Source organism: Microcoleus sp. LAD1_D5 (assembly GCF_036702115.1).
Lineage (GTDB): Bacteria > Cyanobacteriota > Cyanobacteriia > Cyanobacteriales > Microcoleaceae > Microcoleus.
In genome coordinates this window covers 1-25167 of sequence record NZ_JAUBSA010000020.1, presented here as the reverse complement: position 1 = coordinate 25167, position 25167 = coordinate 1, and the positions used below count along the sequence as shown (strand labels likewise).

Here is a 25167-nt window from a genome sequence, read left to right as displayed (position 1 = left end):
TTTTGCGGTAATTTAGTAATTATTAAAACGTTATTTGCAGGAACCCTCAGTTCCGACTATAATGATGAATTACCAATTACCCATTAGCTTTCAAAAATTAGCATCTAAAATCACCAGATGGAAACTATAAAAACTCTTTGCCCATACTGCGGTGTAGGTTGCGGTCTAGAAGTTGTTCCCGACAAAAAACAAAGTTGGAAAGTCCGGGGCGATCGCAATCACCCATCAAGTCAGGGCATGGTTTGTATTAAGGGAGCAACCGTAGCAGAGTCTATTCGGAGCGATCGGCTACTGTATCCGATGATGCGAGATACTCTCGACCAACCGTTCCGCCGCGCTAGCTGGGACGAAGCTCTCGATGCAATTGTTAATCGCATCCAAACAATTCGCAGCACCAGCGGCCCAGATGCTTTGTGCGTTTACGGTTCGGGTCAATTCGCAACAGAAGATTATTATATTGCCCAGAAACTAATGAAAGGTTGTCTGGGTACTAATAATTTTGATGCTAATTCTCGCTTGTGTATGTCTTCAGCAGTCTCTGGATACGTTCAAAGCTTTGGCTCGGACGGGCCGCCTTGCTGTTACGACGATTTAGAATTAACAGATTGCGCTTTTATTATTGGCAGCAATACAGCGGAATGCCATCCGATCGTATTTAATCGATTAGCAAAATACCACAAAAAGCATCCCAATGTCAAGATGATTGTGGTAGATCCAAGGCGAACTCCGACTGCTGAAGCGGCGGATTTGCACTTAGCAATTAAACCAGGTACGGATATAGATTTGCTTAACGGAATTGCCTATTTGCTGTTACGCAGGCAAGCAATAGATTCTGAGTTTATTCAAGAATGCACGGAGAATTTTTCAGCTTTTGCTGAGGTTATTAGCAGCTACACGCCGGAGTTTGTAGCCTCGCGCTGCGGCATTACTGTCAGCGAGTTAGAAACGGCGGCAAACTACTGGGAACAGTCGCAGCGCGTTTTGTCTCTGTGGTCGATGGGAATGAATCAGTCGTCGGAAGGCACCGCAAAGGTGCGATCGCTGATTAATTTGCACTTGATGACAGGTCAAATCGGCAAACCGGGAAGTGGCCCGTTTTCCCTCACCGGCCAGCCAAACGCCATGGGAGGGCGGGAAGCTGGAGGACTGTCTCATTTGCTCCCAGGCTACCGTTTTGTGAAAAATGCTGAACACAGAACCCAAGTCGAGGAGTTTTGGGGAATCGCACCGGGAAGTATTTCCCCGAATCCGGGCCGCACAGCTTGGGATATGATCACCGGTTTGGAAACTGGCGATGTCGAGTTGCTGTGGATTGCAGCTACTAATCCGGTGGTGAGTATGCCGGACTTGGAACGCACTAAAGCCGCTTTGCTGCGATCGCCCTTTACTATTTATCAAGAAGCTTACTATCCAACTGAAACCTCCGCCTACGCTCACATCCTGCTGCCGGCAACGCAGTGGAGCGAAAAAACCGGAGTAATGACGAATTCCGAACGCCGCGTTACCTTTTGTCCCGGTTTCGACACTCCCTCCGGGGAAGCCCGCGACGACTGGAGCATTTTCGCCGAGGTGGGACGGCGGTTGGGTTTTGCCGAACACTTTGCTTTCGAGAACAGTGCGGAGGTTTTTACAGAGTACGCGCAGTTGACGCGGGGCCAGCCTTGCGACATGACCGGCCTCAGCCACGAATACATCCGCCAAGAAGGGCCGCAGCAGTGGCCTTGCCGGGAAAACGAGCCTGTGCATCCAGCGAACGAAGCGAAACGGCTGTATACTGACAGGCGTTTTCACACTCCTGATGGGCGGGCGAGATTTTCGGCCTATCACTCCCGGGGACTGGCAGAACCTCCCGATCCGAATTATCCGTTTGTGTTGACGACAGGGAGAGTTTACGGACACTGGCACACGATGACGCGGACGGGTAGAACAGAAAAAATTAATCAATTGCACCCCGATCCGTTTTTGGAAATTCACCCCCGCGATGCTGCCAAATTGCAGATTAAGGAGGGTGATTTGCTGGAAGTTCGATCGCGCCGCGGCAAGGGGCAGTTTCCAGCAAAAGTCACAAAGGCGATCGCCCCAGGTACGCTATTTGTACCCATGCACTGGGGTGCTCTGTGGGCCGAAGGTGCTGAAGCCAATGCCATGACTCATGCTGCACGCTGTCCAGATTCCAAACAGCCTGAGTTAAAAGCTTGTGCGGTGCAGTTGGTGCTGGTTGGGGCAGAAACTGCGGCGGAAGTTGTCGCAGAAGTTGCAGCAGAAGTTGCCGCAGAAGTTGGGGAATTTAATTGGGTAAAATCCACCCTCGCCGTCACTTCTTGAACTGCCGTCCAACTATGGGATGTTACAACTCGCCGAAGAACGAGCGGGAAGCCCCGGGCGATCGACATCAGGATGAACGCGGTTGACGTTCGGCTCAAGACGCTCGGCGAGCGCCAGCAGTCGAAGGATTTGAGATTTACTCCACAGATGAATCTGGGATTTTGAACAAGAGTCTAAAATTTTGATCTCTCCACGACGAGTGTCGGGGGCTTGTATCCGTTTTTCGGGTAACAACCTTTTTCGATCAAGCAATTTTGAGTCCAGACGCAGCCTACACATAAATCTCAACTCCCCCAGCCCAAATCTAAAACCTAAAATCGTTATGCCCTTACGCACCCTACAAGCTGCGTTTCCCCGGCAGAGCCCGGAAACAAGGAAAATTAAATTTATTTATTCTGAGTTTTTCCTTCTTGATTGGGGGTTTTTGCTTCGGCTGAATGCCTTATGGCAAAAGGCTTCTGCTTTCTTTTTAATTAATCGAGTCAGACAATTGCCGTTTGCACCTCAAGGTGCTATAATCGTTTTACAAGGCTTTATTTTCGGCAGTGCAGTTCGTTCGATCGGCGTTCCTCCGGATTTAAATCTCTACACCCTCTGATTCTGGAGAATGTTCAATGTCAATCTATGTCGGCAATTTATCCTACGAAGTAACGCAGGAGCACCTCAACCAAACTTTTGGAGAGTACGGAACAGTAAAGCGCGTTCAGTTGCCTGCTGACCGGGAAACAGGTCGGATGCGGGGCTTCGCTTTTGTAGAAATGTCTACTGAAGCCGAAGAAGCCGCAGCCATTGAGGCTCTTGACGGTGCTGAGTGGATGGGTCGCGACCTCAAGGTCAATAAGGCAAAACCCCGTGAAGAACGTGGTTCTTCTAACAGCGGTAACTGGGGCAACAACGATCGCGGTGGCAATTCTCGTCGCTACTAAACCACCCAAGCTAAATTTTTAGCTATCTTGTATATTGCGTCGGAGCAAGCTGGGAGTCAACAATCATTCTTTGTTGAGAATAGATAGTTAGTTCAGTGGTTGTACCGCGCCTTAAAATCCTCAAAATATTGCTAGGCAATAGTTTGAGGCTTTTTTATGGCAAAAATTATTAATCAGGAGTTCGATCGCGTGCGATCGATTCCTAGTTGACACGAAAAACTATAAAATATAACAGGTAGAGAAAAGACCCTTGTCCAGCGCCAGGGTGGCGCCGCGAAACCAGGAAATCCCAGAGTTGGGCGCTTGCAAAGTGTACCGAACAATGACAGAATCATCAAGAAAGATGACTAAATCACTGGTATGCTGAAAAAAATATTTAGGCAAATTTCTAAGTTAGGGAATGAGGAAAATTTTCTGCATTTTACAGAAAGTGTAGAGGTAATAATATCGAAAATTTTATCACTGGCGATGATTTGGGTAATTCTCCTCAGCGTTTGCGATTTGCTGATTTTTTTAGCAAAAGAATTGGTAAACCACAGTGATAATTTGTTAAAAGACACGTTGTTTGTCATATTTGGGTTATTTTTAAATGTTTTAATTGCTCTGGAAATCTTGGAAAATATTACAGCTTATCTGAAAAAGCACGTAATTCAAGTAGAGCTAGTTATTGTAACTTCTTTGATAGCAGTATCTCGAAAAATCATCATTCTTGACCTGGAAAAAAAAACCGCAGCCGACTTGATTGGTTTGGCGACTGCAATTTTCGCGCTTTCCATCAGTTACTTGATAGTGCGAGTCACAAATAGAGGAAAGGATTAATATTGGGAATTGGGGATGGCGAATTGTTAATAACTAATATCATATCCGGTCGAGCGACCCGAAATGATATTATTCCAATAAACCAGGAGGAGGCACAATTTCAATTCTGCCTTGTTCTAAGTCAACAACTGGTACAATCTCTTCCACAAAAGGAATCAATATTTTTGTTGATTTAGGCTCTTTAACACGAATTTTCCGTGGTTTGCGGGTATTTCTAGGGTCAGCGTTGGCTTGGGGAGTTTCAGGCTGTTTTGGCTTTTCTAATTCTGCGACGACTGTTTCCGGCTGATCCCAGTTCGTTTCTACCTCTAAAAGGTCGTTACCTGCGGGAATAATATCACTTACCTTGCCTAAAATTTCCCCGGTTAACTGGTTAAAAACTTCCATACCGATCAAATCTTGGACGTAAAACTCATCCGATTCAAGGTAAGGTCGATCGGTCTTTTCAACAAACAACTTACAGCCCCGCAGCGCCTCAGCACTATCGCGGTCTTCCACACCCTCTACCTCTACAGCATACAGTCCTTTGCCCGGAATGTAGCGACCGCCCAAAAACTCGATCGGTTCCGGTTCACTTTTGTTAGGGCGCAAAATCCACCGCTTCCCCGGTTCGATAAATCTTTCTGGGAAATCCGAATCGGGATAGACTCGCACTTCCCCGTCCAAACCTTGAGCTGCTACAATTTTACCGATTTCTATCCACTCAGACATAGATTATATCACTCTAATTGCTAGTAATTGATAATTGGTAATTGGCAAGTGGGAATTGCTAATTGGTAATTGGTAACTAGGAATTGGTAACTAAGAATTATTCCCTGGAACCTCTTCTTAACCTCCGTTAAATCCCTTAAAAAATTAAACAATCCGTTACCAAACCTCCCTCTTAAATAAACATCCATCCGGTACATCCGTTAAATCCGTTAAACAATCCGTTGCCGAACTTCCTTCTTTACACCAATCCAGTTCTCAGCGCTACAACTGCTGCTTGCACGCGGTCATCCACTGCCAACTTATTCATAATACCGCGAACATGAGTTTTAATAGTATTTGGACTCAAGTAAAGCGCCGCTGCAATTTCGGGATTGCTGTTACCTTCCACCATTAATTTTAACACCTCCAATTCCCGCTGCGACAACTGACCAAAAGTAGTTGTAGAGGCAGGTATCGGGGGTTTGAGGTGTTCGATAACAGTCCGGGCAATTTGAGGGTCAAGATATGTAGCCCCCTCTGCTGCGGCTGCAATCGCTGCTAACAGCCTGTCTACGGAAGCACCTTTAATACAATAAGCATCAGCACCACTAGAAAGGGCAGCAATAATTTCAGTTTCTGCAGTGTGAGAAGTTAACATTACTACTCGAACTTCTGGCAGTTGTGCTTTAATTTGCTGCGTCGCTGCTATGCCGTCCAGCCGTGGCAAACCGATATCCATCACAATAATATCAGGTTTTAGTTTCAGTGCGGCTGCTACGCCTAAATAGCCGTCTTCTGCTTGTCCTACTATTTCTATTTCTGGGGAATCGGCTAAAACTTGCTCTAATCCCAGTTGCATCATCGGGTCATCTTCAACAATTAAAATTCTCATAATACGAAGGAAGTTCGGCAACGGATTGTGTAACGGATGTAACGGATGTCAGTCCGATGGAAGTCGGAAGAAGGAAGATTCCTTTGTTGTTAATATTTTACATGAAGTTATACCGAACCAATAACAAATAACCCATAACAAGTAACTAATGACTAACTTTTAAAACTTCCACGAATTCGCCCGGCCCAATCCAGGTTTCCGATGCGGGCAAAACTGCTAAACCAGTCGTATTGGCGAGGTTAATTAAATTCGCTGAATTTTGGCTGCCGCTAGCAGGTTCAAATTCCCACACTCCCGCCACTAAATGTAGTTTACCCCAAACATAAGTTTCGCGCCGACCAGGCGATCGCAATTCATCATTACACCTAGCTTTGACAAACTCCGGCCCCCAAGCATCCGCGCCAAGCCCAGAAATTTTTCTCAAAGCAGGCACAACAAACCGCCAACAGCAGACTAAAGCCGAAACCGGATTCCCCGGCAAACCAAAATAGAGACAATCCGAACTCAAACTCGGCGAATCCTGATTTTTTTCACCTCGTTTAAACGCAGCAACCGTTAAAGGTTTCCCCGGCTTAATCGCCACAGAACTAATGTGAATTTTTCCTCCTAAATCTGCCACAATTTTCTCTACATAATCGTAGTCTCCTACCGAGACGCCCCCCGTAGAAAGCACCACATCCGCAGTCGCAACAGCCCCGGATATCGCCTTATTTAAGGCATCTTCATTATCAGGAACAATCCCCAATCGAATCGGTTCAAATCCCATTTGGGACAACAAAACTGTCAAAGCATACTGATTCGAGTCTACCAGTTTCCCCGGCGCCAAAGGTTCGTTTGGCGATACCAATTCGTCACCAGTAGAAAAAATTGCCACCCGCAGCCGCCGATAAACGGGAACTTGAATGCACTGGGCTGTTGCTAACACCGCCATTTCTGCGGCATTGATAACTGTACCGGGAGTTAGCAAAGTTGTTCCTGCTTGATAAAAAGCGCCTTTGTGCCTGACAAATGCTTGCGGTTTTTCAGGAGAAACTAAGATAAAAATACGATCGCCCTCTCGCCTCGTTTCTTCCTGCATTACCACCGTATCAGCACCGGCAGGCATCACCCCACCCGTAAAAATTCGCGCTGCTTGCCCGGATTGGACGGTATTTTGAGGCTGATATCCGGCTGGAATTTCTTCAACGATATCAAGTGCGATCGGTTTTTCGGCGTTACAGTTTTCGACATCCGCAAACCGCACCGCGTACCCATCCATTGCCGAATTGTCCCAATAAGGAAAATCCAGGGAACCAATGACGGGTGCAGCCAAAATGCGCCCCGATGCTGCCAGCAAGTCTACAGTTTCTACATCCCACTGACTGTCGAGGGGTTGCGCCAAATTTAGAACGATCGATTCTGCTTCTTTCACTGACAGCATCACTGTCTCCTTGTTTTGATAACACTCCTGATTAAGTTTAGCAAAGTATCCAGAGATATTGGTGATATAATTTTTTTGTATTGGGGCAGTAAACCTACTTTTTGGTATTAATTGCTTATGACTATTTGTCGCTCTGTTGTTCGACTCAATTGTTTATCTTTCTTCTTGGTGGCGCTGCTGATAATTTCAACTCAACTTTCCGGCTTAAAAGTCAGCGATTTATTCTTTCAACCTTATTTTTCCCCCAATCCCAATGTCGCCTTGTTAACTCGAACTTTCCAAATTTTATGTTCTGTACCCGTCATTGTTTGTACTTTCACCTATGGATTAGCTAAAACTCTTCAACCGCGCCATGTAGAAAATAGATTTATTTTATTTTCCGCTCTTTTAACAGGGGGATTTCTGCTGAATCAAATTTACAGAATTCATATATATATGATAGCAGTAGGAATTCCCAAGCTAGGAGTAAGTCTTTTGTACGCCATTGTTTTGTTCTCCTACGGATGGTTTTTTAGGCGAGAACTACAGTTAACTCCCTACCAAATATTGTTAACTGGTTTGGGCTTGTTGTTTTTGGCTATCGGCGTGGATTCCCTGCATTTAAAAAACAAGATATTCTCCAGTTTACTAGAGGGAGTACCTAAACTGTTTAGCGAAATCAACATTGCATTTTATTATTGGTATGTCTGTAAGTGTTTACTGCACAAAGCTTTTTATAAAACTATTGATAGCTCGTTATTATAAGTAGGTGATATAATGATATCACAAGTTACGCCCAAAAAATACAATTCAAATCGTCCTTCCTCCATCAATAATATTTACAGCATCTGCATCGAGCGGCATTTATCCGCATTCATATACATTATGTGGTTTAAAAATTCCAACGCATCCTGATAAAATACCATGATAGCAGTTACCATCAACTTCAACTCGATCGCCAAAATAACCGACGACCAATTTTATCAACTGTGCCGCGAAAACCCCGATGTCAAATTTGAACGCAACGCCCAAGGAGAAATAATCGTTATGTCACCCACAGGAGGAGAAACCGGAAATTACAATTCAGAAATTAATGCGGATTTTGTGATTTGGAACAGACAAAGTAAACTAGGAGTTTGTTTCGATTCTTCAACTTGCTTTAAACTGCCCAGCGGTGCCAATCGTTCTCCCGATGTCTCTTGGATTGAAAAATCAAGATGGGATGGACTTACTCCCGAACAAAAACAAAAATTTCCTCCCATTGCCCCGGATTTTGTCTTAGAGTTAATGTCGCCAACCGATAGTTTAAAAGACACTCAAGACAAAATGCAAGAATACATGAATAACCAAGTAAAACTAGGGTGGTTAATCAACCGCAAAACCCGCCGAGTCGAAATCTATCGTCAAGGACAGGAAATAGAAGTTTTGGAAGGTCCAACAGAACTGTCAGGAGAAGATGTTTTGCCCGGTTTCGTGCTAAACTTGAAAACACTGTGGCAATAACTAGACATCTTCCATCTATCAGCGTTTATTTGCGTTTATCGGCGGTTAAAAAAAAAATTATGGAAAGCAATACAGAAACCACTGTAACCACTGGCTTAACAGCGGAACAACACCAGCAGAAAATGCAGCGCCGCCAAGAAGTGCAATCACAACGAATCGCTAACTCCTCCAAAGAAAAAGGTTTAATTATAGTCAATACGGGTAACGGTAAAGGCAAAACCACGGCTGCCTTGGGAATGGTTGTGCGATCGCTCGGTCACGGCTACCGCGTCGCTATAGTACAATTTATCAAGGGCGCGTGGGAACCCGCAGAGAAAGCCGTTTTTCAACTGTGGGAAAAACAGCTAGAATTTCATGCAATGGGAGAAGGCTTTACCTGGGACACACAAGACCGCGATCGAGATATCGAAACAGCTCAAAAAGCCTGGGAAAAATCCCTAACTTTTATCTACAATCCCGAATTTAAATTAGTTCTTCTAGATGAAGTCAATATAGCATTAAAACTTGGTTATTTGCAAGTAGAGCAAGTTCTTTCCGGGTTAGACCAAAAGCCAGAACAAACCCACATTATTTTAACAGGCAGAGGGGCCCCGCCAGCGCTAATCGAACGCGCAGACTTGGTGACAGAAATGACTTTAGTTAAGCATCCATTCCGAGAACAAGGCATTAAAGCTCAACCAGGTATTGAGTATTAATGTTGTTTGTCGTCAAGACTTTTTCCCCGATATAAAATTTAAAAGAGAGCTATGCTGGTAACATCAGAGTAAAAGTTGACCCCTTGCCAAACTCGCTACTCACACTAATTTCTCCCCCCAGCATCTGAGAGTATTTCTGCGCTATTGCCAAACCCAAACCCGTACCTCCGTACTTGCGGGTAGTCGAAGCATCAGCTTGCGTAAAAGGTTGAAATAACTTTTGTAGCTGTTCAGGAGTCATCCCAATGCCCGTATCAGTACAATTAAAAATTAACTGTTCAGAATCCCCACTATTCTCCTCATGTTTAATTCTTTCAACGCTGAGTGTAATTGTCCCTTGATGAGTAAACTTAGCTGCATTGCTGAGCAAATTAAACAAAATTTGAGTAAGCTTAATTTGATCGGAATACAATTCGCCAATATTATTAGGACACTCCACATTCAGGCGATTTGTGTTTCGCAAAAATAGCGGTTCAACAGTTCTGGCTACATCTTGAACTGCCTCCGACACGTCAAAAGTTTCTAATTCAAGTTCCGCGTGACCGGCTTCAATCTTTGACAAGTCCAGAATATCATTAATTAAGGAAAGTAAAAGCTGGCCTGAATGGTGAATTCTCTCCAAATCCGACACAAAATTTTCTTCGCCCAAGTCTAAAGCTTCTTCTTGCAGAATCTCGCTGTAACCGATAATCGCATTCAGAGGGGTTCGCAGTTCGTGGCTCATGTTAGCCAAAAACTGACTTTTAGCCAAACTAGCTGCTTCTGCGGCTTCCTTTGCCTTGTAGAGTTCTGCCTCGGCTTGCAAGCGGTCGGTCACGTCGTGAGCTAGCACTAATTCAGCATTTCTGCTATCAAATAGCAGGGCATAAGAAGTAATTTCTACATCAATAATTGTTCCGTCTTTTTTCTGGTGCTGCCACACACCTGCAAACTCAATCCCGACATCTACTTGGGATTTATTTTCTAACAATCTCGGCAGCTCTTGAGGGGGACGAATGTCCGTAATGGTCATGTTGAGAAATTCGTCACGAGTGTAGCCGTAGTGTTGGACAGCAGCATGATTGACGGCTATAAATTCCAGAGTTTCTAAATCGTAAACCCACATCGGATGGGGGTTATTTTTGAACAAAAGTCTGTAGCGTTCTTCCGAGGCTCGCAGTTCGGCTTCGGCTTGCTTGCGCTCAGTAATGTCGCGGACAACAGTGCAAATAATCTCGCGGCCGCCGTAGGAAATCACGCTCCCGCTCACTTCTACATCCACGCAAGAACCGTTTCGGCGGCGGTAGAGAACTTCGCCAATTCTGAATTGTTTGTCCGTCAGCAGCAACTCGATATTGTTGTCAATTAGGTCTTTAGAGTAAGCGATGATATCGTAAATAGTCAGTTGCGAAATCGCATCAAGACTGTAATCGAGCAGGTCTCTAAACGCTGTATTGGCTTCCAAAAGGCGTTTGGTTTGAGCGTCCCACAGGAAAATACAATCTGTAGCTTGCTCGACTACGGCTCGGTAGCGGGCTTTTTCCTCAAGTTGTTCGCTTTCGGCGATCGCGATCGCACTCAACATTCCGTTGATAGTATGGGCAAGGTCGGACAACTCATCTTCGCCCGTCACCGGTAGTCGCACCGAGAGGTCTTGGCTGCTGCTGACGTGGTTCACTGCTTTCGCCAAACCGCTCAACCGAGATAGCACCAGATGCTCTAGTAGCAGCAGAGTGCAGCCGACCAACCCAACTCCCGCTAACGCTACAGACCCCAGCAGGTACAGCAAACTAATTTGACCTTGCCGGTATATTTCTCTGGGGATATCCACCCGCAATAGCAGCGCAGGTTTGTTGTAAATATCCCGGATCAAAGTGTAACCCGCGATCGACTCTTCGCTTAAAGGACGCACAAAAATCGGTTTTTTTTCCGACAGTTTCTCCCGCGCTTTCTCGAAGTCTGCAGGCAACTGAGCCTCATTAACGCTGTGTACTATTAATGGCAAGCGAGTAATTTTAGAAACCTTCGCAATGCTCGCAGCATCCAAATTGCGCCCGAATACCAGCGTACCCCGGATCGGGCCGGTGCTTTTAGTCGTGAGAATTGGCCGGGAAGTAATCAGTATTGGCCCTGACGGTAGCAGCAGGATACCAGCGAGGCTGCTTTTGGCGTTGGGGTGCTGCAACAGCGGGTCGCTGAGAGAAATGCGCCCTTTTAATGCTTCTGGAACAGGCGTTAGTTTCAGCTTTTCGCTGTCTAAACCCGTACCGTAAACTATTTTGCCAGAAGTATTGACAAAAATGGCTATATTAACTCTTATATTAGCGAGTCCTTCTGGAATTAAATTGGAGGCAATGAATTCTGAGTTGCGGTTTTGGATGAAAGTGTAGGTGTCGTCCCAGGACGACCAGTCGGCAAAGCGCGAGTTGAAGTCATCTGCGGTTTGCCCAAACACACTGAGCACTCCCTTGACAACCTGTGTGGCTTCTTGTTCCTCTGCTTTGATCAGGCTGCCCAAGAGGATGCTTGAGGAGGCGACATACAGAATGCCAGTCAATCCAGCGATGGTAATGCCAATGATCGATAGTGTTTTCCGACGCAGTTTCATCTTGCCATGTGTGTAGTGTCCGTCCAAAATTCTCAACTCAGGAGCAATTTTACTACTGTTTCCTGAACCCTGACCGAAAGCAATTTGATCTGGGGGTCCCCGATGTATCAGTGGGGTTGCTTTGTTCAATTCTAAAATCTAAAATCGATTGACTGGTGGCGCAGCGCGTGTTTCCTACTTTTCCCACACCTGCTGTTTGTGAGATTCTTTGCAAATACCCAAGATGCGCCGATCGTTCTCGCTGATGGTGGGAATTGGGTAATACTGTTCCAGGTTTACCGAGTAGGGAGAGCGACTGCCGTCGTAACTGTCCACTACTGTTAAATTTAACTGAGTTCGATCGCTTGTGCCGTAAAAACAGTAAAAAGCAGACCGAGGCAGGTAAAAAGCGCCTACTACCTTACTCTGTCGCATTTCAAATACAAAATATTCTTGTTTAAGTTCGTCTGGCTGGCTCGACTGACCGTAGAGATAAATGCCATCTCCTAAACCTGTGCTAGCTGTATCTGGCCCAGGATTTGGCGGGGATTGCGAGCTTAAAACGCCGGATTTGATGTCCGAGTCGTGTGATCGGTGTGCGGGGAATGCGATGCTGAAGTTACCGGGCCACAGAGCAAGCACGATCGCGATCGCTTCTAAACTTCCTGTCAATATCAAATAAGTCAAAACCACTCCAGACCCCAAAATTTAAAATAGCTGTTTCCCAGCGCCTCTTGTACCAGTTTCAAAAAGATCGCAGAGAAACCGGGTATTTGGCTTAATGTTGGCTATTAACTTGAATGAACGATCGCCCGCCTGGTTCCTGAACTTAAATATAAGATTAGTTTTGACAAATTTTGCGTCGCCTCCGATCGCGCGATCGACCACTCAAATAAAAGTATCCTTCCCAGCAGCGGCAACACAAAAAAAAGTTGAGATTTTGGGAAATCTCAACTTTTTTAGTGACTAACTAGCCAAGTATTCTCGGACTTGAGATTGACGGCGCCGCAGGTGGGCCAGGGCTTGATGTTCTAGCTGCCGCACCCGTTCCCGGCTGAGATTTAACCGTTCTCCGACTTTCGCCAGAGACATTTCTGTGCCGTCTTCCAAACCGAAGCGCAGAATTATTACATCTCGCTGCTGGGGGGTAAGTTCTGATATCAAAGTATTGAGGTCTTGCCGCAGTAATTCCGAGGTAATGTAGTTGTCTGGAGATGCCGTTTCGTCTTCTAAGAGTTCTTGCAGTTCGGTATCTTGGTTGTCTCCTACCCGCAAGTCCAAAGAAACTGGATGTCTTGCCATCAGCAGGTATTCCCGAATTTGGGAAGGGTGCAGTTCCAAAGCGGCGGCAATTTCTCCGGGGGAGGGAGACCGGCCCAACTGCTGCGTGAGTTCCCGCTGCACTTTTTTGATTTTGTTGAGTTTTTCGGTGATGTGAATTGGCAATCGAATTGTGCGGGCGTGTTGGGCGATCGCGCGGGTAATTGCTTGCCGAATCCACCAGTAGGCGTATGTGGAAAATTTGTATCCCCGCATCGGGTCAAATTTTTCGACTCCTCGTTCTAAACCGAGGGTGCCTTCTTGAATTAAATCCAAGAATTCCATATTGCGTTTCTGGTATTTTTTGGCGATCGCCACTACTAGCCGCAAATTGGCTTCAATCATTTTTTGCTTTGCCCGCCGCCCTATGTGTAAGATGCGGCTAAGTTCAGGTTCGGTCAACTCCATTTCGGCAGCCCACTCTTGATCCGTCAGATCCCGCTGCCATTCTTTAGCAAGTGCTTGTTTTGCTTCGATTAATTTCATCATTTGCTGCACCTGCTTCCCGAAAACAATTTCTTCTTCTCGGGTTAGCAGGGGTACGCGACCGATCTCGTGCAGATAGGTACGAACCGTATCCGTTGAGGAGTATGGCCGGCTGCCCATGCGATCGGCTTTCACTGTTTTGTTTTTGGGGGTTGTGGTGGACATGGGTGAGTATTGCACTCCTTGTAACAACAGATAAAAAGTTGGTGATACCCTGTCCCACTTTTGCAAGTGGGATAAAGACTGCGACAAAGGGGATGTTTCCCCTATTGTTTATCGGTGACGATCGGTAGAAGCTTTTTGTTTGGGATTACTTTTGTGCTTGATTTCCAGTAATCGCCGTCGATTTTCGGTAGCTCGCTAGCTTTAACGGCTAGTTTAAGGCGAAGTGAAGCAAGAGTTTAGTTTTCTCAATACTATTCCCAATTTTGAGGATCGTAAAGGCTAAAAACCTCTGTCTTAAGGTCAAGATTCTACATTTTTCCTTAAGGTTTTGAATTCCCTGTTAGTTTTAACTGCAACTCAACTTCACAATACTCATGCAAACAGACTCATGCAATTCGAGGGCTTTGTTTTGCTCTCTGTTCTATCATCGCTTGAAATTTTCTCGCTGCCTAGATGGTGGGATGCGAGATAACCGAACTCGATCGCCGTATTAGATGCGAGTAACTGTTTAAAATATTTATTGACATTTTTATTTAAATATGCTAAGCCAATTCTGCTGCGAGTAACGACAAGGTGTATAAAGGCTGGCTGTTGCCCTGTTTGACTTTCATTGTGTCACTAGGCTCCATCATCTCCATCATCTTTAAGCTTATGCAAATTTTGGGCAGTTAGGGATGAGGGGTGAGGGGGTGAAAGGGGAAAAGCTTCTGACTGAAAGTTGGGGCCTAATTTTTTGGACGTTCGATCGCAATTTCTAGTTAAAGAGATTTTAAGGGCGATCGCACTTTGTAGCTCATCTAATTCTCAAGGCTAGATTAAAGCCGCAACAAAAGCTACCACTCTATATTAAGATTAGCACAAAAGCTCGATCGGGTGCTGCAATGAAAGCTAAAAATTTCCCACAATTAGCATTACTATCGCTGGTGTGTGTCGCCTGTGTGCAGAACCCATTGGCACAAGCACCCGCCGCGTCGCCCGCACCCAATACCTCAACTCCTACGCCAATTCAAACTCCATCCATTTCACCTCCTTCTCAAACACCAATAGCACAAGAACCCGCCGCATCGCCCGCACCCAATACCCTAACTCCTACGCCAATTCAGACTCCACCTATTTCACCGCCTACTCAAACACCAATAGGACAAAAAACTCAAATTTCCCCACCAATTCCGACTCAAACGAGTTTAGAGGTTGCCCAAAAACCTACAAACTCTCTGCCACCTGCACAAACTTACGACCTGCGCGTTATCAATCAACAACTATGGAGACGGCTGACAAAAATTACCTTTGGTGAAGATAGCATTATAGTGACTATGGCGATTACAAATGGTAGCAAGGAAGTTGTAATGCTTAATGGTAAAGATGGTATGTATCTCTACGACAACTATGGGCAACGATATAATTTATTACCTCCCTCCAATAATACCCAAATTATGATTAAACCAGGCACTACGCTCAAAGGGCAGTTTGTATTCGTAGGTTGGTTACAACCGAAAGCCGATTCTTTGGATCTATATTCCACTATATATGAGGGTAGCTCTATTACCCTATTCAACAATATTCCAATTAAGAGGTAATTGAGAAATGACAAAGCTACTTAGACTGATTAATACTACCATAATCTCATTATTGCTTTTCGCGACCTCATCCTCTCAGTTGGCTGCCAGTAAATCCGCAAAAGTCGATACTGTTGAATCAGAATCAACAGCAGTTACAACCTTAGAAGTAATACCAATTACTCCTACTACAGTAAAAGTTGAAATTATTGCTCAGACTACAGTAAAAATTGAGAATATCACCGCTAATCAAACTGCGACAGAGGAGCAGCTACCAACTCAAATAACAACCGAGACTGTCAAAAACATTGAAACAGAGTTGAACGCCGAAAAAGTACCTGAAGGCATCAGAATTAATGTGCCAGAAACTATTTTATTTGATTTTGATAAATATAACGTCCGCGCCCAAGCTAAACCCACTCTCACCAAGATAAATCTGCTGCTGAGACATTACAAAAACGCCCAAATATTCATCAACGGACACACCGACAACAAAGGAGAAAATGCCTATAATCTAGAACTTTCCCAGAAGCGAGCCGCAGCGGTAAAATATTATTTTATCAACGTTTTCAAGGTGCAGAATACCCGAATGCAAACCAAAGGGTACGGCAAAACTAAACCGATTTCTCCTAATAATAATTTAGACGGCTCAGACAACCCGGTGGGGAGAGAGAAAAACCGCCGCGTTGAATTAATTATTAAAACATAGGAATTAGATTATTTGACGGCAGATGCACGCAGATGAACGCTGATAAAAAGGGATTTTATAAGGGTTTAATCTGTTGTTAAAACCCCAAATCCATTTTAGCAGATTCTGCCTCGGCAAATACTTGTTCATCCGGCATTTCTTGCCAGTCAATATCCCCAATTTCTCTGTAGAATTGCTCGTCATAGGGGCGAGTTTGCACGACTACGGGCATCGGTACGGCGTGCCCCAAAACTAATGCTTGCTGTTTGGAGTCGAGTTTTGCCAAAACTGAACGCAAACTCTGCCCTCCCGAAACGCCGGTAAAAATAGCATCGATGTCTTTATCATCGTTTAGCAAAGCTGTGATCCGGGTGCCTACTTGCGACATGACTTCAGCATCGATGCCGGAGGGGCGCTGGTCTACAATCAGCAGGGTGACAAAGTATTTTCGCATTTCTCTGGCAATTGTACCGAAAATAGTCGATCGGACGATCGCCGGATCGAGAAAGCGGTGAGCTTCCTCTATGGTAATCACCAACGGCTGCGGGCGATCGCACGGATTTTTACTCTGCAAAAACTTCTCTGCTTTCCGCACGTAAGCTTGGTGAATGCGGCGAGTAATCACGTTTGCCGCCAACATATAGGACAGCAAATCCGAGTGCGAACCGAACTCAATTACTACATTTTTTCCACCATCTAAACACTGCAAAACTTCAGTTACATAATTTTTCGGACAGCGTTTCCGAATGTATTTCAAATCATTCAGTCGCTCTAATTTGCGCTGCAAAGCCATAATCGAAGACTTATTTCCCCGCTTTTCTTCGCAAAACATTTGGATATCTTCGTTGGTCATTTCCAGCAACTTGTTGATCCAACCACTTCCCAACTCATTTCGCAAAATAATCGCATTTTCGATACTAGCTTCCGACAAATTCAACTCGCGCTGCACTAGGGCGATGTCTTCCACTTCAATTTGATCGAAACTCAAAAACAACTCTTGAGCGTCGCGGACTCCCCGGCGTTTGGTCGATTCTGGATCGAGGGTATAAATCTGAATTTTATCGGGAAACAACTGCCGCAAACCTTTAACAGTGCTGAACTGTTTCCCTTCCGAAACAGCTTCCCACCCGTACTCCGAGTGCATATCGAAAATTAAATTAACAGCAGCTTGCTTGCGAATAATTCCCGATAGAAGCAAGCGAGTCAGAAAAGATTTTCCCGTTCCCGACTTGCCAAAAACTCCGTTGCTGCGTTCCACAAACCTGTCTAAATCCAAGCACACAGCAACGTCCATGTCAATCGGTTTGCCGATCGCAAAATTGCGGCGGTACGGGTCATCTTCCCAGCCAAAAACTGCCCGAAAATCGGTTTCTTTGGCATCAAACACCTGGGAAAAGTGGCTGGGAATAGTTTTGACCGGCAGCAACTCAATATCCGCACCCGTTTGTGACTCAAAAGAAGCCAAATTTCCTAACGCCAACTTGTTCTCGCGGACTGGGCCGCCTAGGGGGTCAAAAATTGCCTGCTGTTTTTCTCGTTCTGCACTCAACATCAACATCGGCGAGAGTTCTATCGTGCCGTAGGTGCTGCTACCGGCTAGCACTGCTAGAAGAAAATCGTCGTTGGGATTGGGAGGATTCGATAAAATGCGAGCGCTAGAAGTTCCGAGAGACACGTCGGTGAGCATACAGAAAAAGTGCGATCGCACCCCTCGCACTACTAGAAATTTCCCCACCCTCATATCTTCCACCGAAACATCGGCGTGCAGTCGCACTTCTAATCCCTTGCTGAGGGAACCTTGAATAACAGAGCCTAACGGTCGATCCATTTGTGATTTGTGATTTGTGATTTTCGATTGTTAATAATCGAGCAATTGTCGCTGGGCGACTTTTGATTGGTGATTTTCGATTGTTAACAGTCAACGAATTACCATTCCGATTCAACTGACTCTTCAAAAAAACTCGGGCTCAGCTCTATATCGGTCAAATCCGTTTCGCTCAAATAAGCGTCGGTCAAAAATATCCCTTTTAAACTTGCGCCTTTGAGGTTAGCACCTTTGAGGTTAGCACCTCTGAGATTAACCCGGAATAAATTAGCATCGCTCAAGTCTACCTCAGTTAAATCTGCTCCCTCCAAATTTACTCTCATCAAATCTGCTTTTCTAAGGTCAGCTTCGTTTAACTTCGCGCCGCTGAGGTCAGCTTTTGTCAAGTCTACACCTCTTAAGTCTGCCCCGCTCAAGTTAGCGAACAGCAAAGTAGCTCCGGTGAAATCTGTCTCCCTCAAATCGGCATCGCTTAAATTAGCGCCACTGAGGTCTGCCCTTGTTAAGTCTACACCCCGGAGGTCAGCCGAACTCAAGTTTACTTCGTTTAAAATTGCGCCGCTTAAATCGGCTCCTCTCAAATCTGTTCCCTCCAAGTTTGCACCTTTGAGGTCAGCTTTTTTTAAGCTAGCTCTGCTGAGGTCTACATTTTTGAGATTGACCGAACTTAATTTAGAACCGCTCAAATTAGCTCCACTTAAATCTGACCCGTTTAAGTCGGCTCCGGTTAAGTTTACCCCTTGCAGCGATACATTGGGAGCAATCAAATAAGCTCCGCCCAGACTGGGGTCGATACCTGCTGAAAACAAAGTCTTGTTGCTATAAACAGATTTTTCTAAAATCGTGGCGTTCAAACTGGCTTCCCTCAAGTCCGCTCCGCTGAGGTTGGCTCCTGCTAAGTTTGCCCGATCGAGTTTGGCGCCAAATAAAATAGCTTTGTATAAATTTGTCCGCCGCAAATCGGCTCCTTTTAAATCGGCTTCGGTCAAATCTACCATAGCCAGATTTAAGCCGACGAGCGAAGCATTGGGAGCTAGCAAAAATGCTCCCATTGCACCCGGGTCAATATCCTCGGGAAAGATAGTCCGGTTGTTGTATACGGCCTTGTCTAAAATGGCGCTGCTCAACTGAGAACCGCGGAAATCGGCTCCGCTGAGGTTGGCTCTGGTTAAGTTGGCTTCGTGGAGATTTGCTCCAACTAAATTAGCCTTGATCAAACTTGCGCCTTTGAGGTTGGCGCCCACGAGTTCGGCTCCTACGAGAGTAGCTTCTCGGAGGACAGCACTGGTCAAATCGGCTCTAGTGAGGTTAGCTAAATTGAGAAATGATTCAGCTAAATCCGCCCCGCTGAGATTGGCGCCGGTGAGGTCGGCGTCTATCAGGTCTGCATACCTGAGAAGAGCGTTGCTGAGGTTGGTTTCTCGGAGGTCTGTGCCTCTGAGGTTGGCTCCCCGGAGTTCCGCACCTCCGAGGTTGGCGCCTTTAAGCGCTTGTCCCCTGAGGTCGAGCCGCTGCAGTAAGTCACCAGCGTTCATTTCCATATCAATTCGCCCTCTCTATTCCGATACTTTTTTCCTAACATTTGAAATCAAGTTAGATATTCTGAAAGTACCTTTGCTGAGTTCTGGTCAAAACCATTGTAATCATCAATAGCCACAACTGGCGAATCTGGCGGATAGTGTTCGGGAATATCGTCAATGGCTACCCACGGTGAATTTTCTGCTTGATTTTGTCGAAGATACTCAAGAACTTCCTGGTGTCGTAGATATTTGTGTTGGTGAATATTTTTGGGATTGAGGAAAGGGGTGAATCCGATAATACGGCTAGCGATATCTGGTGAAAACAATGGAGGGATTACCTCGAAGGGAAATATTTCACGCCAAGAGGATGAAATTACTACTCGCGCATGATAGATAGGAACGAAGGACATTTTCAAAGTGATTGAGGCAAGCTGAATTAAATTTCATTATATCTGCTAGGGAGCTATCTCTTTCATTTCTTCTGTCAGGAATAAGTACACCATCAATATCTAAGAAAATTAACATTAAGTAAAATTCCTCTTGAATGATTTAATGAGTATTAATACTTGTTAAGAAGATAAATGTGCATCTACGATACTCTCTCAAGTGTTCGCTGCCTCGACTGGTTAGACTGCAATCAACATTGTTATTCACTGTTTTTCTTGGCTGCTGCTTTCTGACGAAAGGAAGATGTTGGTATCAACAAGTATTGTTCTGAAATTCACTGTTTTTCTGGGCCCCGGCCTTCCCCCCTGCTGGGATAGGGGGGAAGGCTTCTACATTCTGCCTTCAGGGAATAGGGGCAAAACTGTAGATTTTTTGAGGTTCGAGCCGATCGCAAATTCCGACTAATTCCGACAAAGGGAATGTCTCGCGATCGAGCTGGACTTGCAGGGTTTTGAGCGGATCTGCACCGGAGGAAACCATCAATTCTAATGTTTGCAAATTCGGCTCGGTGCTGAGGTCGCCCAGAATGTGGCGGATCGCCTTGACGTAAGGATGGTTTACCTCAGAGTACCAGTCGGGGGCACAGAGTCCGACTTGATCGAAGCCAAGGTGAACGATGAGGGAGCCTTCTCCGAAAAGGGCTATTCCCACCGGCCGCGCTTCTTCTTGCAGCAGCAAGTGCTGGCTAGCCGCCAAATGCCGCAGTTTCTCCAGGTGTTGGTAGCGATTTTGGATTGCAGAATCTTCCTCTTTTCCTTCTGCTTTCTGGCTTCTGGCTTCTTCCTTCGTTTCGTTCCACTGCATCGCCACGGTTACTAAATAAGTTTGCAGCAGCATATGACCGAGTTTTTCGGCTTTTGTTGCCAGATAGATCGAGTTGTAATCTGTGGCTTCAATCAGTAAGGGGACGCGATCGGCTACTTCAATTCCATAACCTTTCAAACCTGCAATTTTGCGGGGGTTGTTGGTAATCAACCGAATTTTTTTAACTCCCAAATCGTTGAGCATTTGCGCTCCGACGCCGTAGTTCCGCAAGTCGGCGGGAAATCCCAACCGCTCGTTGGCTTCTACGGTATCGAATCCCATATCTTGCAGCGAGTAAGCTTTTAGTTTATTTACCAATCCAATGCCCCGACCTTCTTGGCGCAAGTAAACTATGACGCCAGAACCGACATTATCGATCATTTTCAGTGCCGCTTGCAGTTGCATCCGGCAGTCGCAGCGCAGGGAACCCAAAGCATCGCCGGTCAGGCATTCGGAATGCACCCGCACCATCACGGGTTTGTCTTTAAATTCTGCCGGGTCGCCCTTGACAATAGCAACGTGTTCTGAATTGTCTTGGGTGTCCCGGTAGGCGTAAATCATAAACTCGCCGAATTGAGTGGGCAATTGGGCGACGGTTTCGCGGCGGACGAATCGATCGTGCTTGAGTCGGTAGCTAATTAAGTCAGCAATACTGATTATTTTAAGGTTGTGGGTTTTGGCGTACTCGATTAATTCCGGCAACCTCGCCATCGAACCGTCGGGGTTTTGAATTTCGCAGATCACGCCGCTGGGATACAGGCCGGCGAGTCTGGCGAGGTCAACCGAGGCCTCGGTGTGACCGGCGCGTTTGAGGACGCCACCGTCGATCGCCCGCAGGGGGAAAATATGACCGGGACGGCGCAAGTCTTGAGGTTTGGTGTCCGGGTGGATGGCTACTTGGATGGTGCGGGCGCGGTCTTCGGCCGAGATACCGGTACTGACGCCGTTGACTGCATCGATGCTGACAGTGAAGGCAGTTTGGTTGTTGTCAGTGTTTTTGCTGACCATCAGGGGCAATTCCAGGCGATCGAGCCTTTCGCCACTCAATGCCAGACAAATCAAACCCCGCGCGTTCACGGCCATAAAATTGATGTTGTCGGGGGTGGCGAATTGGGCGGCACAAATCACATCGCCTTCGTTTTCGCGATTTTCGTCATCGACTACTACCACCATGCGACCTGCTTTGAGGTCTGCGAGGGCGCTGTCGATCGAGTCAAATTGAAAGGATTGAGTTGAGGTGTTGTTATTTGTCACTGAGGAGTTCAAGCTATAAACAGTAATGTTATGGAAATAGAATGTATTTGTGATTGTAACCTTTTGTTTCCGACAGGGCGATTCCCAGTCCAGATGAGTTTGACACTCTTTCTCAACTCACTTACTATAATTATTGCATCTTGTCAACAAAATTTCTCCCCAATATTTCATGAGCTTGACTGAGATCGCGAATATTTTAGGTAAACCGTACTTCCAAGCTCCTAATTGCCTAATTTATAACCTGGATTGTTTGGAGGCAATGAAGTTGCTGCCCGATCAATTTGTAGATTTAACCGTTACCAGCCCGCCTTATAACATTGGCAAAGAGTACGAAAAATCCTTGGTGTTAGATGAGTATTTAAACTGGTGCGAGCAGTGGATAGCGGAGGTTTACCGAGTAACGATCGAGGAGCGTTTTGGCTGAATTTAGGTTATTTGTCAATTCGCGATCGGGCAAAAGCAATTCCGATTTCCTATCTGCTTTGGAACAAAGTGCCTTTTTATCTGATTCAAGAAGTTGTCTGGAACTACGGCGCGGGAGTTGCGGGCAGCAAGTTCTTTTCACCCCGCAATGAAAAGTTTCTCTGGTATGTAAAAAATCAATACAAGTATACATTTAATTTGGATGAAGGGCTATTCTAGATTTGTGGTGGAAACGGTAGTGTGAGCGTCTCGCTCACGCAGGCTTTCCGGCCTGTATCACGGGAAGCTTTGTTTTTATGATCACCTAAAACTCGGGATAACCGTATAGGCTATTAAAAAATAATCCTATCATTCGTTTGTCTTATGAGTAATACCGCCCGCGTCCAAACAATTCTGATTCTGGCAGCTAATCCCAAAAACACTGCTCACTTGCGGTTGGATCAAGAAATCCGGGAGATTGACGAAGGATTGCGAAGGGCAAACAAACGAGAACAGTATAAATTAGAACAAAAATGGGCGGTGCGTTCCCGTGACTTTTACCGGGCTATCTTAGATTATCAACCGCACATTGTTCACTTTTGCGGGCATGGTGCGGGAGAAGATGGAATTGTTCTAGAAGATGATACTGGAAAAATGGCGCTGGTGCCGACAAATGCCCTCGCTAGTATGTTTAAAATATTTGCCAAAAAAGGGGTAGAGTGCGTAATCCTCAATGCTTGTTATTCGGAAGTACAAGCTGATGCAATTAGCCAATACGTTAAGTATGTAGTTGGCATGAATAGAGCCGTGGGAGATAGAGCAGCAGTTGCCTTTGCGCTGGCCTTTTATGATGGGATTTTTGCAGGATGTGAAGTTGAAGAAGCCTATGATTTAGCTCGTTCGCAGATGAGGAGTTTCCTAGAGCATGAAACTCCGGTTTTTTTTAAAAGAAAAAAGTTAACTGATGCTGGGCTTGATGAGATTTTAATTAATTTTGAAGATGTTATCCCGCCTAACCCTTACCAAGGATTGTCTGCATTTAGTGAAGAAGATGCAAATTTCTTTTTTGGACAAGAAAATTTTGTAAATAAGTTAGTAGAAGTCACTCAGACACAACCCTTAGTAGCTGTCGTTGGGCCAAGTGGAAGTGGTAAATCTTCTGTGGTGTATGCGGGGTTAATTCCCAAATTGCGAAAAGAAGGACATTGGTTAATTGAATCATTTCGTCCCGGAAAAGAACCGTTTTTGCCTTTGGCTTCTGCCTTAGTGCGGCAATTAGAACCAGAAGCGGGTGAAACTCAAAAATTGCGGGAAGCGGTAGGATTAGCCGGCGATTTACAAAATGGGAGAATCACTTTACAGCAAGTTGTATCTCGCATTTTAGATCGTAACCCAGGTAAAAGGTTGTTGTTAGTTGCCGACCAATTTGAGGAACTGTACACCCTTTGTCAGGTGAAGGAAGAACAGGAACGTTTTGTTAATGAGTTGCTAACGGCGATTACTCAACAAAATATTACATTAGTTTTGACGTTACGTGCTGACTTTTACGGTTATGTGCTTTCCTATCGTCCGTTTCGGGATGCTTTGCAGGAATTTACACCACAATTGCTTAGTTCCATGAAACGGGAGGAATTACAACAAGCCATTGAATTGCCGGCTCAAAAATTGGCAGTACAGTTAGAGGCTCAATTAACTCAACGCATTCTTGATGATGTGGGGGAAGAACCGGGGAACTTACCTTTATTAGAATTTGCCCTGACTCGTTTGTGGGAAAAGCAAATCAACCGAGAGTTAACTCACCAAGCTTATGAAGAAATTGGTGGGGTAAAAAAAGCAATTGCTAATCATGCCGAGCAAATTTATCAAAAACTAAGCGAAACAGAGAAAAAGCAGGCACAGCGAATATTTGTGCAATTAGTGCGTCCGGGGGAAGGAACGGAGGATACCAGGCGCATTGCTACTCGTGCGGAAGTGGGGGAAGATAACTGGAATTTGGTTAGTTATTTAGCGGGATATCGAGCGCGTTTGGTAGTCACAGGCCGGCAAGAACCGCAAGATACGGTAGAAGTGGTGCATGAAGCACTGATTCGGGAATGGGGAACACTGCGTGAGTGGATCAATGCCAACCGTGATTTTCGGACTTGGCAAGAACGGCTGAAAGTGGCCCTGCGGGAGTGGAAAAATAACAATCATGACTCTGGGGCGTTGTTGCGAGGTGTACCGTTAAATGTGGCAGCAGAGTGGTTGCGTAAACGCGCCGGTGAAATGACGCAGGAAGAACGAGATTTTATTCAGGTTAGCGTTCGGATGCAAAAACGTAGGCGGCAATTAACTACTTTTGGAGTGTCTGGTGCTTTTATCGTTGTTTCTAGTTTGGCTATTTTTGCTAATTGGCAGTGGTGGCAAGTACAAAGAGTTCAGTTAGGTCAAAGTGATGCTCTCAGTCAGTATTCAATCGAACTTTTTAATAAAAATCAAAAGTTCGATGCACTTATAGCAAGTTTAGGAGCAGCCATACCAATTAAACGCACAAAAGCTCAACCTTCAATGCAAGTTTTGACTGCTTTGCGACAAGCAGTTTATGGAGTGAACGAACACCGTTTAGAAGGCCATAGCAATTCGGTCTTTAGCGTCGCATTTAGTCCAGATGGCAAGACTTTGGCTTCCGCCAGCCGTGACAAGACCATCAAAGTGTGGAACTTGCAAAGCCAAAAACCGATTGCCACCCTTCCCGGCCATAGCGATTGGGTCATTAGCGTCGCATTTAGTCCAGATGGCAAGACTTTGGCTTCCGCCAGCTATGACGGCACCATCAAACTGTGGAATTTGCAAAGCCAAAAACCGATTGCCACCCTTGCCGGCCATAGCGAAGGGGTCATTAGCGT

22 protein-coding genes and 1 pseudogene are annotated in these 25167 nt (G+C 45.5%); 12 read left to right on the top strand and 11 right to left on the bottom strand.

What is annotated here, in order from left to right:
- The first annotated feature begins 117 nt into the window (after window positions 1-117).
- The 4 genes from QUA70_RS11205 (at window position 118) to QUA70_RS11190 (ending at window position 4070) form a co-directional block, all read left to right on the top strand.
- Window positions 118-2325 carry a nitrate reductase gene (locus QUA70_RS11205; protein WP_333323935.1) on the top strand — a complete coding sequence of 736 codons (2208 nt, stop codon included), beginning with the start codon at window positions 118-120 and terminating at the stop codon, window positions 2323-2325.
- A gap of 322 nt (window positions 2326-2647) precedes the next feature.
- The gene (locus QUA70_RS11200; protein ID WP_333323937.1) at window positions 2648-2923 is read left to right on the top strand and encodes a hypothetical protein; all 276 of its coding nucleotides are present in this window, start codon (window positions 2648-2650) and stop codon (window positions 2921-2923) included.
- Window positions 2924-2939: 16 nt separating this feature from the next.
- Window positions 2940-3251: an RNA recognition motif domain-containing protein gene (locus tag QUA70_RS11195; protein WP_332948676.1), complete on the top strand. Its 312-nt coding sequence runs from the start codon at window positions 2940-2942 to the stop codon at window positions 3249-3251.
- A gap of 360 nt (window positions 3252-3611) precedes the next feature.
- Window positions 3612-4070, top strand: coding sequence for a phosphate-starvation-inducible PsiE family protein (locus QUA70_RS11190; protein ID WP_333323939.1), 459 nt, complete (start codon window positions 3612-3614; stop codon window positions 4068-4070).
- A 69-nt stretch (window positions 4071-4139) separates the two neighbouring features.
- Here the strand turns inward: QUA70_RS11190 and rimM are convergent, their stop codons facing one another.
- The 3 genes from rimM to QUA70_RS11175 all read right to left on the bottom strand — a co-directional run bounded on the left by rimM (window position 4140) and on the right by QUA70_RS11175 (window position 7072).
- A complete protein-coding gene (gene rimM, locus QUA70_RS11185; RefSeq protein ID WP_333323941.1) occupies window positions 4140-4781 on the bottom strand; it encodes a ribosome maturation factor RimM in 642 nt (213 codons plus the stop codon).
- A gap of 238 nt (window positions 4782-5019) precedes the next feature.
- A complete protein-coding gene (locus QUA70_RS11180) occupies window positions 5020-5652 on the bottom strand; it encodes a response regulator (protein ID WP_006632834.1) in 633 nt (210 codons plus the stop codon).
- Between the two features lie 145 nt (window positions 5653-5797).
- Window positions 5798-7072, bottom strand: a complete 1275-nt coding sequence (locus QUA70_RS11175; protein WP_333323943.1) for a molybdopterin-binding protein — start codon at window positions 7070-7072, stop codon at window positions 5798-5800.
- 117 nt (window positions 7073-7189) lie between these two features.
- Here QUA70_RS11175 and QUA70_RS11170 point away from each other — a divergent pair, with 117 nt between their 5' ends.
- The 3 genes from QUA70_RS11170 (at window position 7190) to cobO (ending at window position 9249) form a co-directional block, all read left to right on the top strand.
- Entirely contained in the window at window positions 7190-7816 is a 627-nt protein-coding gene (locus QUA70_RS11170) for a hypothetical protein (protein ID WP_333323945.1), read from the top strand.
- A 159-nt stretch (window positions 7817-7975) separates the two neighbouring features.
- Window positions 7976-8554: a Uma2 family endonuclease gene (locus tag QUA70_RS11165; RefSeq protein ID WP_333349735.1), complete on the top strand. Its 579-nt coding sequence runs from the start codon at window positions 7976-7978 to the stop codon at window positions 8552-8554.
- Window positions 8555-8613: 59 nt separating this feature from the next.
- A complete protein-coding gene (gene cobO, locus QUA70_RS11160) occupies window positions 8614-9249 on the top strand; it encodes a cob(I)yrinic acid a,c-diamide adenosyltransferase (RefSeq protein ID WP_333349733.1) in 636 nt (211 codons plus the stop codon).
- A gap of 49 nt (window positions 9250-9298) precedes the next feature.
- Here the strand turns inward: cobO and QUA70_RS11155 are convergent, their stop codons facing one another.
- Both QUA70_RS11155 and QUA70_RS11150 read right to left on the bottom strand, forming a co-directional pair.
- Window positions 9299-11965, bottom strand: coding sequence for a CHASE4 domain-containing protein (locus QUA70_RS11155; protein WP_333349731.1), 2667 nt, complete (start codon window positions 11963-11965; stop codon window positions 9299-9301).
- Between the two features lie 45 nt (window positions 11966-12010).
- Window positions 12011-12508, bottom strand: a complete 498-nt coding sequence (locus QUA70_RS11150; RefSeq protein ID WP_333323953.1) for a hypothetical protein — start codon at window positions 12506-12508, stop codon at window positions 12011-12013.
- 88 nt (window positions 12509-12596) lie between these two features.
- Here QUA70_RS11150 and QUA70_RS11145 point away from each other — a divergent pair, with 88 nt between their 5' ends.
- A complete protein-coding gene (locus QUA70_RS11145) occupies window positions 12597-12785 on the top strand; it encodes a hypothetical protein (RefSeq protein WP_333410412.1) in 189 nt (62 codons plus the stop codon).
- On the opposite strand, the gene QUA70_RS11140 is transcribed toward QUA70_RS11145, so the two are convergent.
- Window positions 12782-13786 (bottom strand): RNA polymerase sigma factor, RpoD/SigA family, encoded by a 1005-nt coding sequence (locus tag QUA70_RS11140; RefSeq protein WP_333323955.1) that lies wholly within the window; start codon window positions 13784-13786, stop codon window positions 12782-12784. The two genes, QUA70_RS11145 and QUA70_RS11140, sit on opposite strands and share 4 nt — an antisense overlap.
- A gap of 881 nt (window positions 13787-14667) precedes the next feature.
- Here QUA70_RS11140 and QUA70_RS11135 point away from each other — a divergent pair.
- Window positions 14668-15363, top strand: coding sequence for a hypothetical protein (locus QUA70_RS11135; RefSeq protein WP_333323957.1), 696 nt, complete (start codon window positions 14668-14670; stop codon window positions 15361-15363).
- A gap of 7 nt (window positions 15364-15370) precedes the next feature.
- Window positions 15371-16051: an OmpA family protein gene (locus tag QUA70_RS11130; RefSeq protein ID WP_333323959.1), complete on the top strand. Its 681-nt coding sequence runs from the start codon at window positions 15371-15373 to the stop codon at window positions 16049-16051.
- 76 nt (window positions 16052-16127) lie between these two features.
- On the opposite strand, the gene QUA70_RS11125 is transcribed toward QUA70_RS11130, so the two are convergent.
- The 5 genes from QUA70_RS11125 to ribBA form a co-directional block, all read right to left on the bottom strand.
- Complete coding sequence (locus QUA70_RS11125; RefSeq protein WP_333349729.1) at window positions 16128-17858, bottom strand: ATP-binding protein; 1731 nt, start codon at window positions 17856-17858, stop codon at window positions 16128-16130.
- Window positions 17859-17956: 98 nt separating this feature from the next.
- The gene (locus QUA70_RS11120; protein ID WP_333349727.1) at window positions 17957-19396 is read right to left on the bottom strand and encodes a pentapeptide repeat-containing protein; all 1440 of its coding nucleotides are present in this window, start codon (window positions 19394-19396) and stop codon (window positions 17957-17959) included.
- Between the two features lie 47 nt (window positions 19397-19443).
- Window positions 19444-19785 carry an HAD domain-containing protein gene (locus QUA70_RS11115; RefSeq protein ID WP_333349725.1) on the bottom strand — a complete coding sequence of 114 codons (342 nt, stop codon included), beginning with the start codon at window positions 19783-19785 and terminating at the stop codon, window positions 19444-19446.
- The gene (locus QUA70_RS11110) at window positions 19730-19900 is read right to left on the bottom strand and encodes an HAD domain-containing protein (RefSeq protein ID WP_333349723.1); all 171 of its coding nucleotides are present in this window, start codon (window positions 19898-19900) and stop codon (window positions 19730-19732) included. Before QUA70_RS11110 ends, QUA70_RS11115 begins: the two co-directional genes overlap by 56 nt.
- A gap of 264 nt (window positions 19901-20164) precedes the next feature.
- Complete coding sequence (gene ribBA, locus QUA70_RS11105) at window positions 20165-21880, bottom strand: bifunctional 3,4-dihydroxy-2-butanone-4-phosphate synthase/GTP cyclohydrolase II (RefSeq protein WP_333349721.1); 1716 nt, start codon at window positions 21878-21880, stop codon at window positions 20165-20167.
- Between the two features lie 169 nt (window positions 21881-22049).
- Between ribBA and QUA70_RS11100 the strand changes: the two are divergent.
- Both QUA70_RS11100 and QUA70_RS11095 read left to right on the top strand, forming a co-directional pair.
- Window positions 22050-22522: pseudogene (locus QUA70_RS11100) on the top strand (DNA-methyltransferase).
- Between the two features lie 144 nt (window positions 22523-22666).
- Window positions 22667-25167: nSTAND1 domain-containing NTPase (locus QUA70_RS11095; RefSeq protein ID WP_333410410.1), on the top strand; the 2501-nt coding region annotated here is incomplete at its 3' end.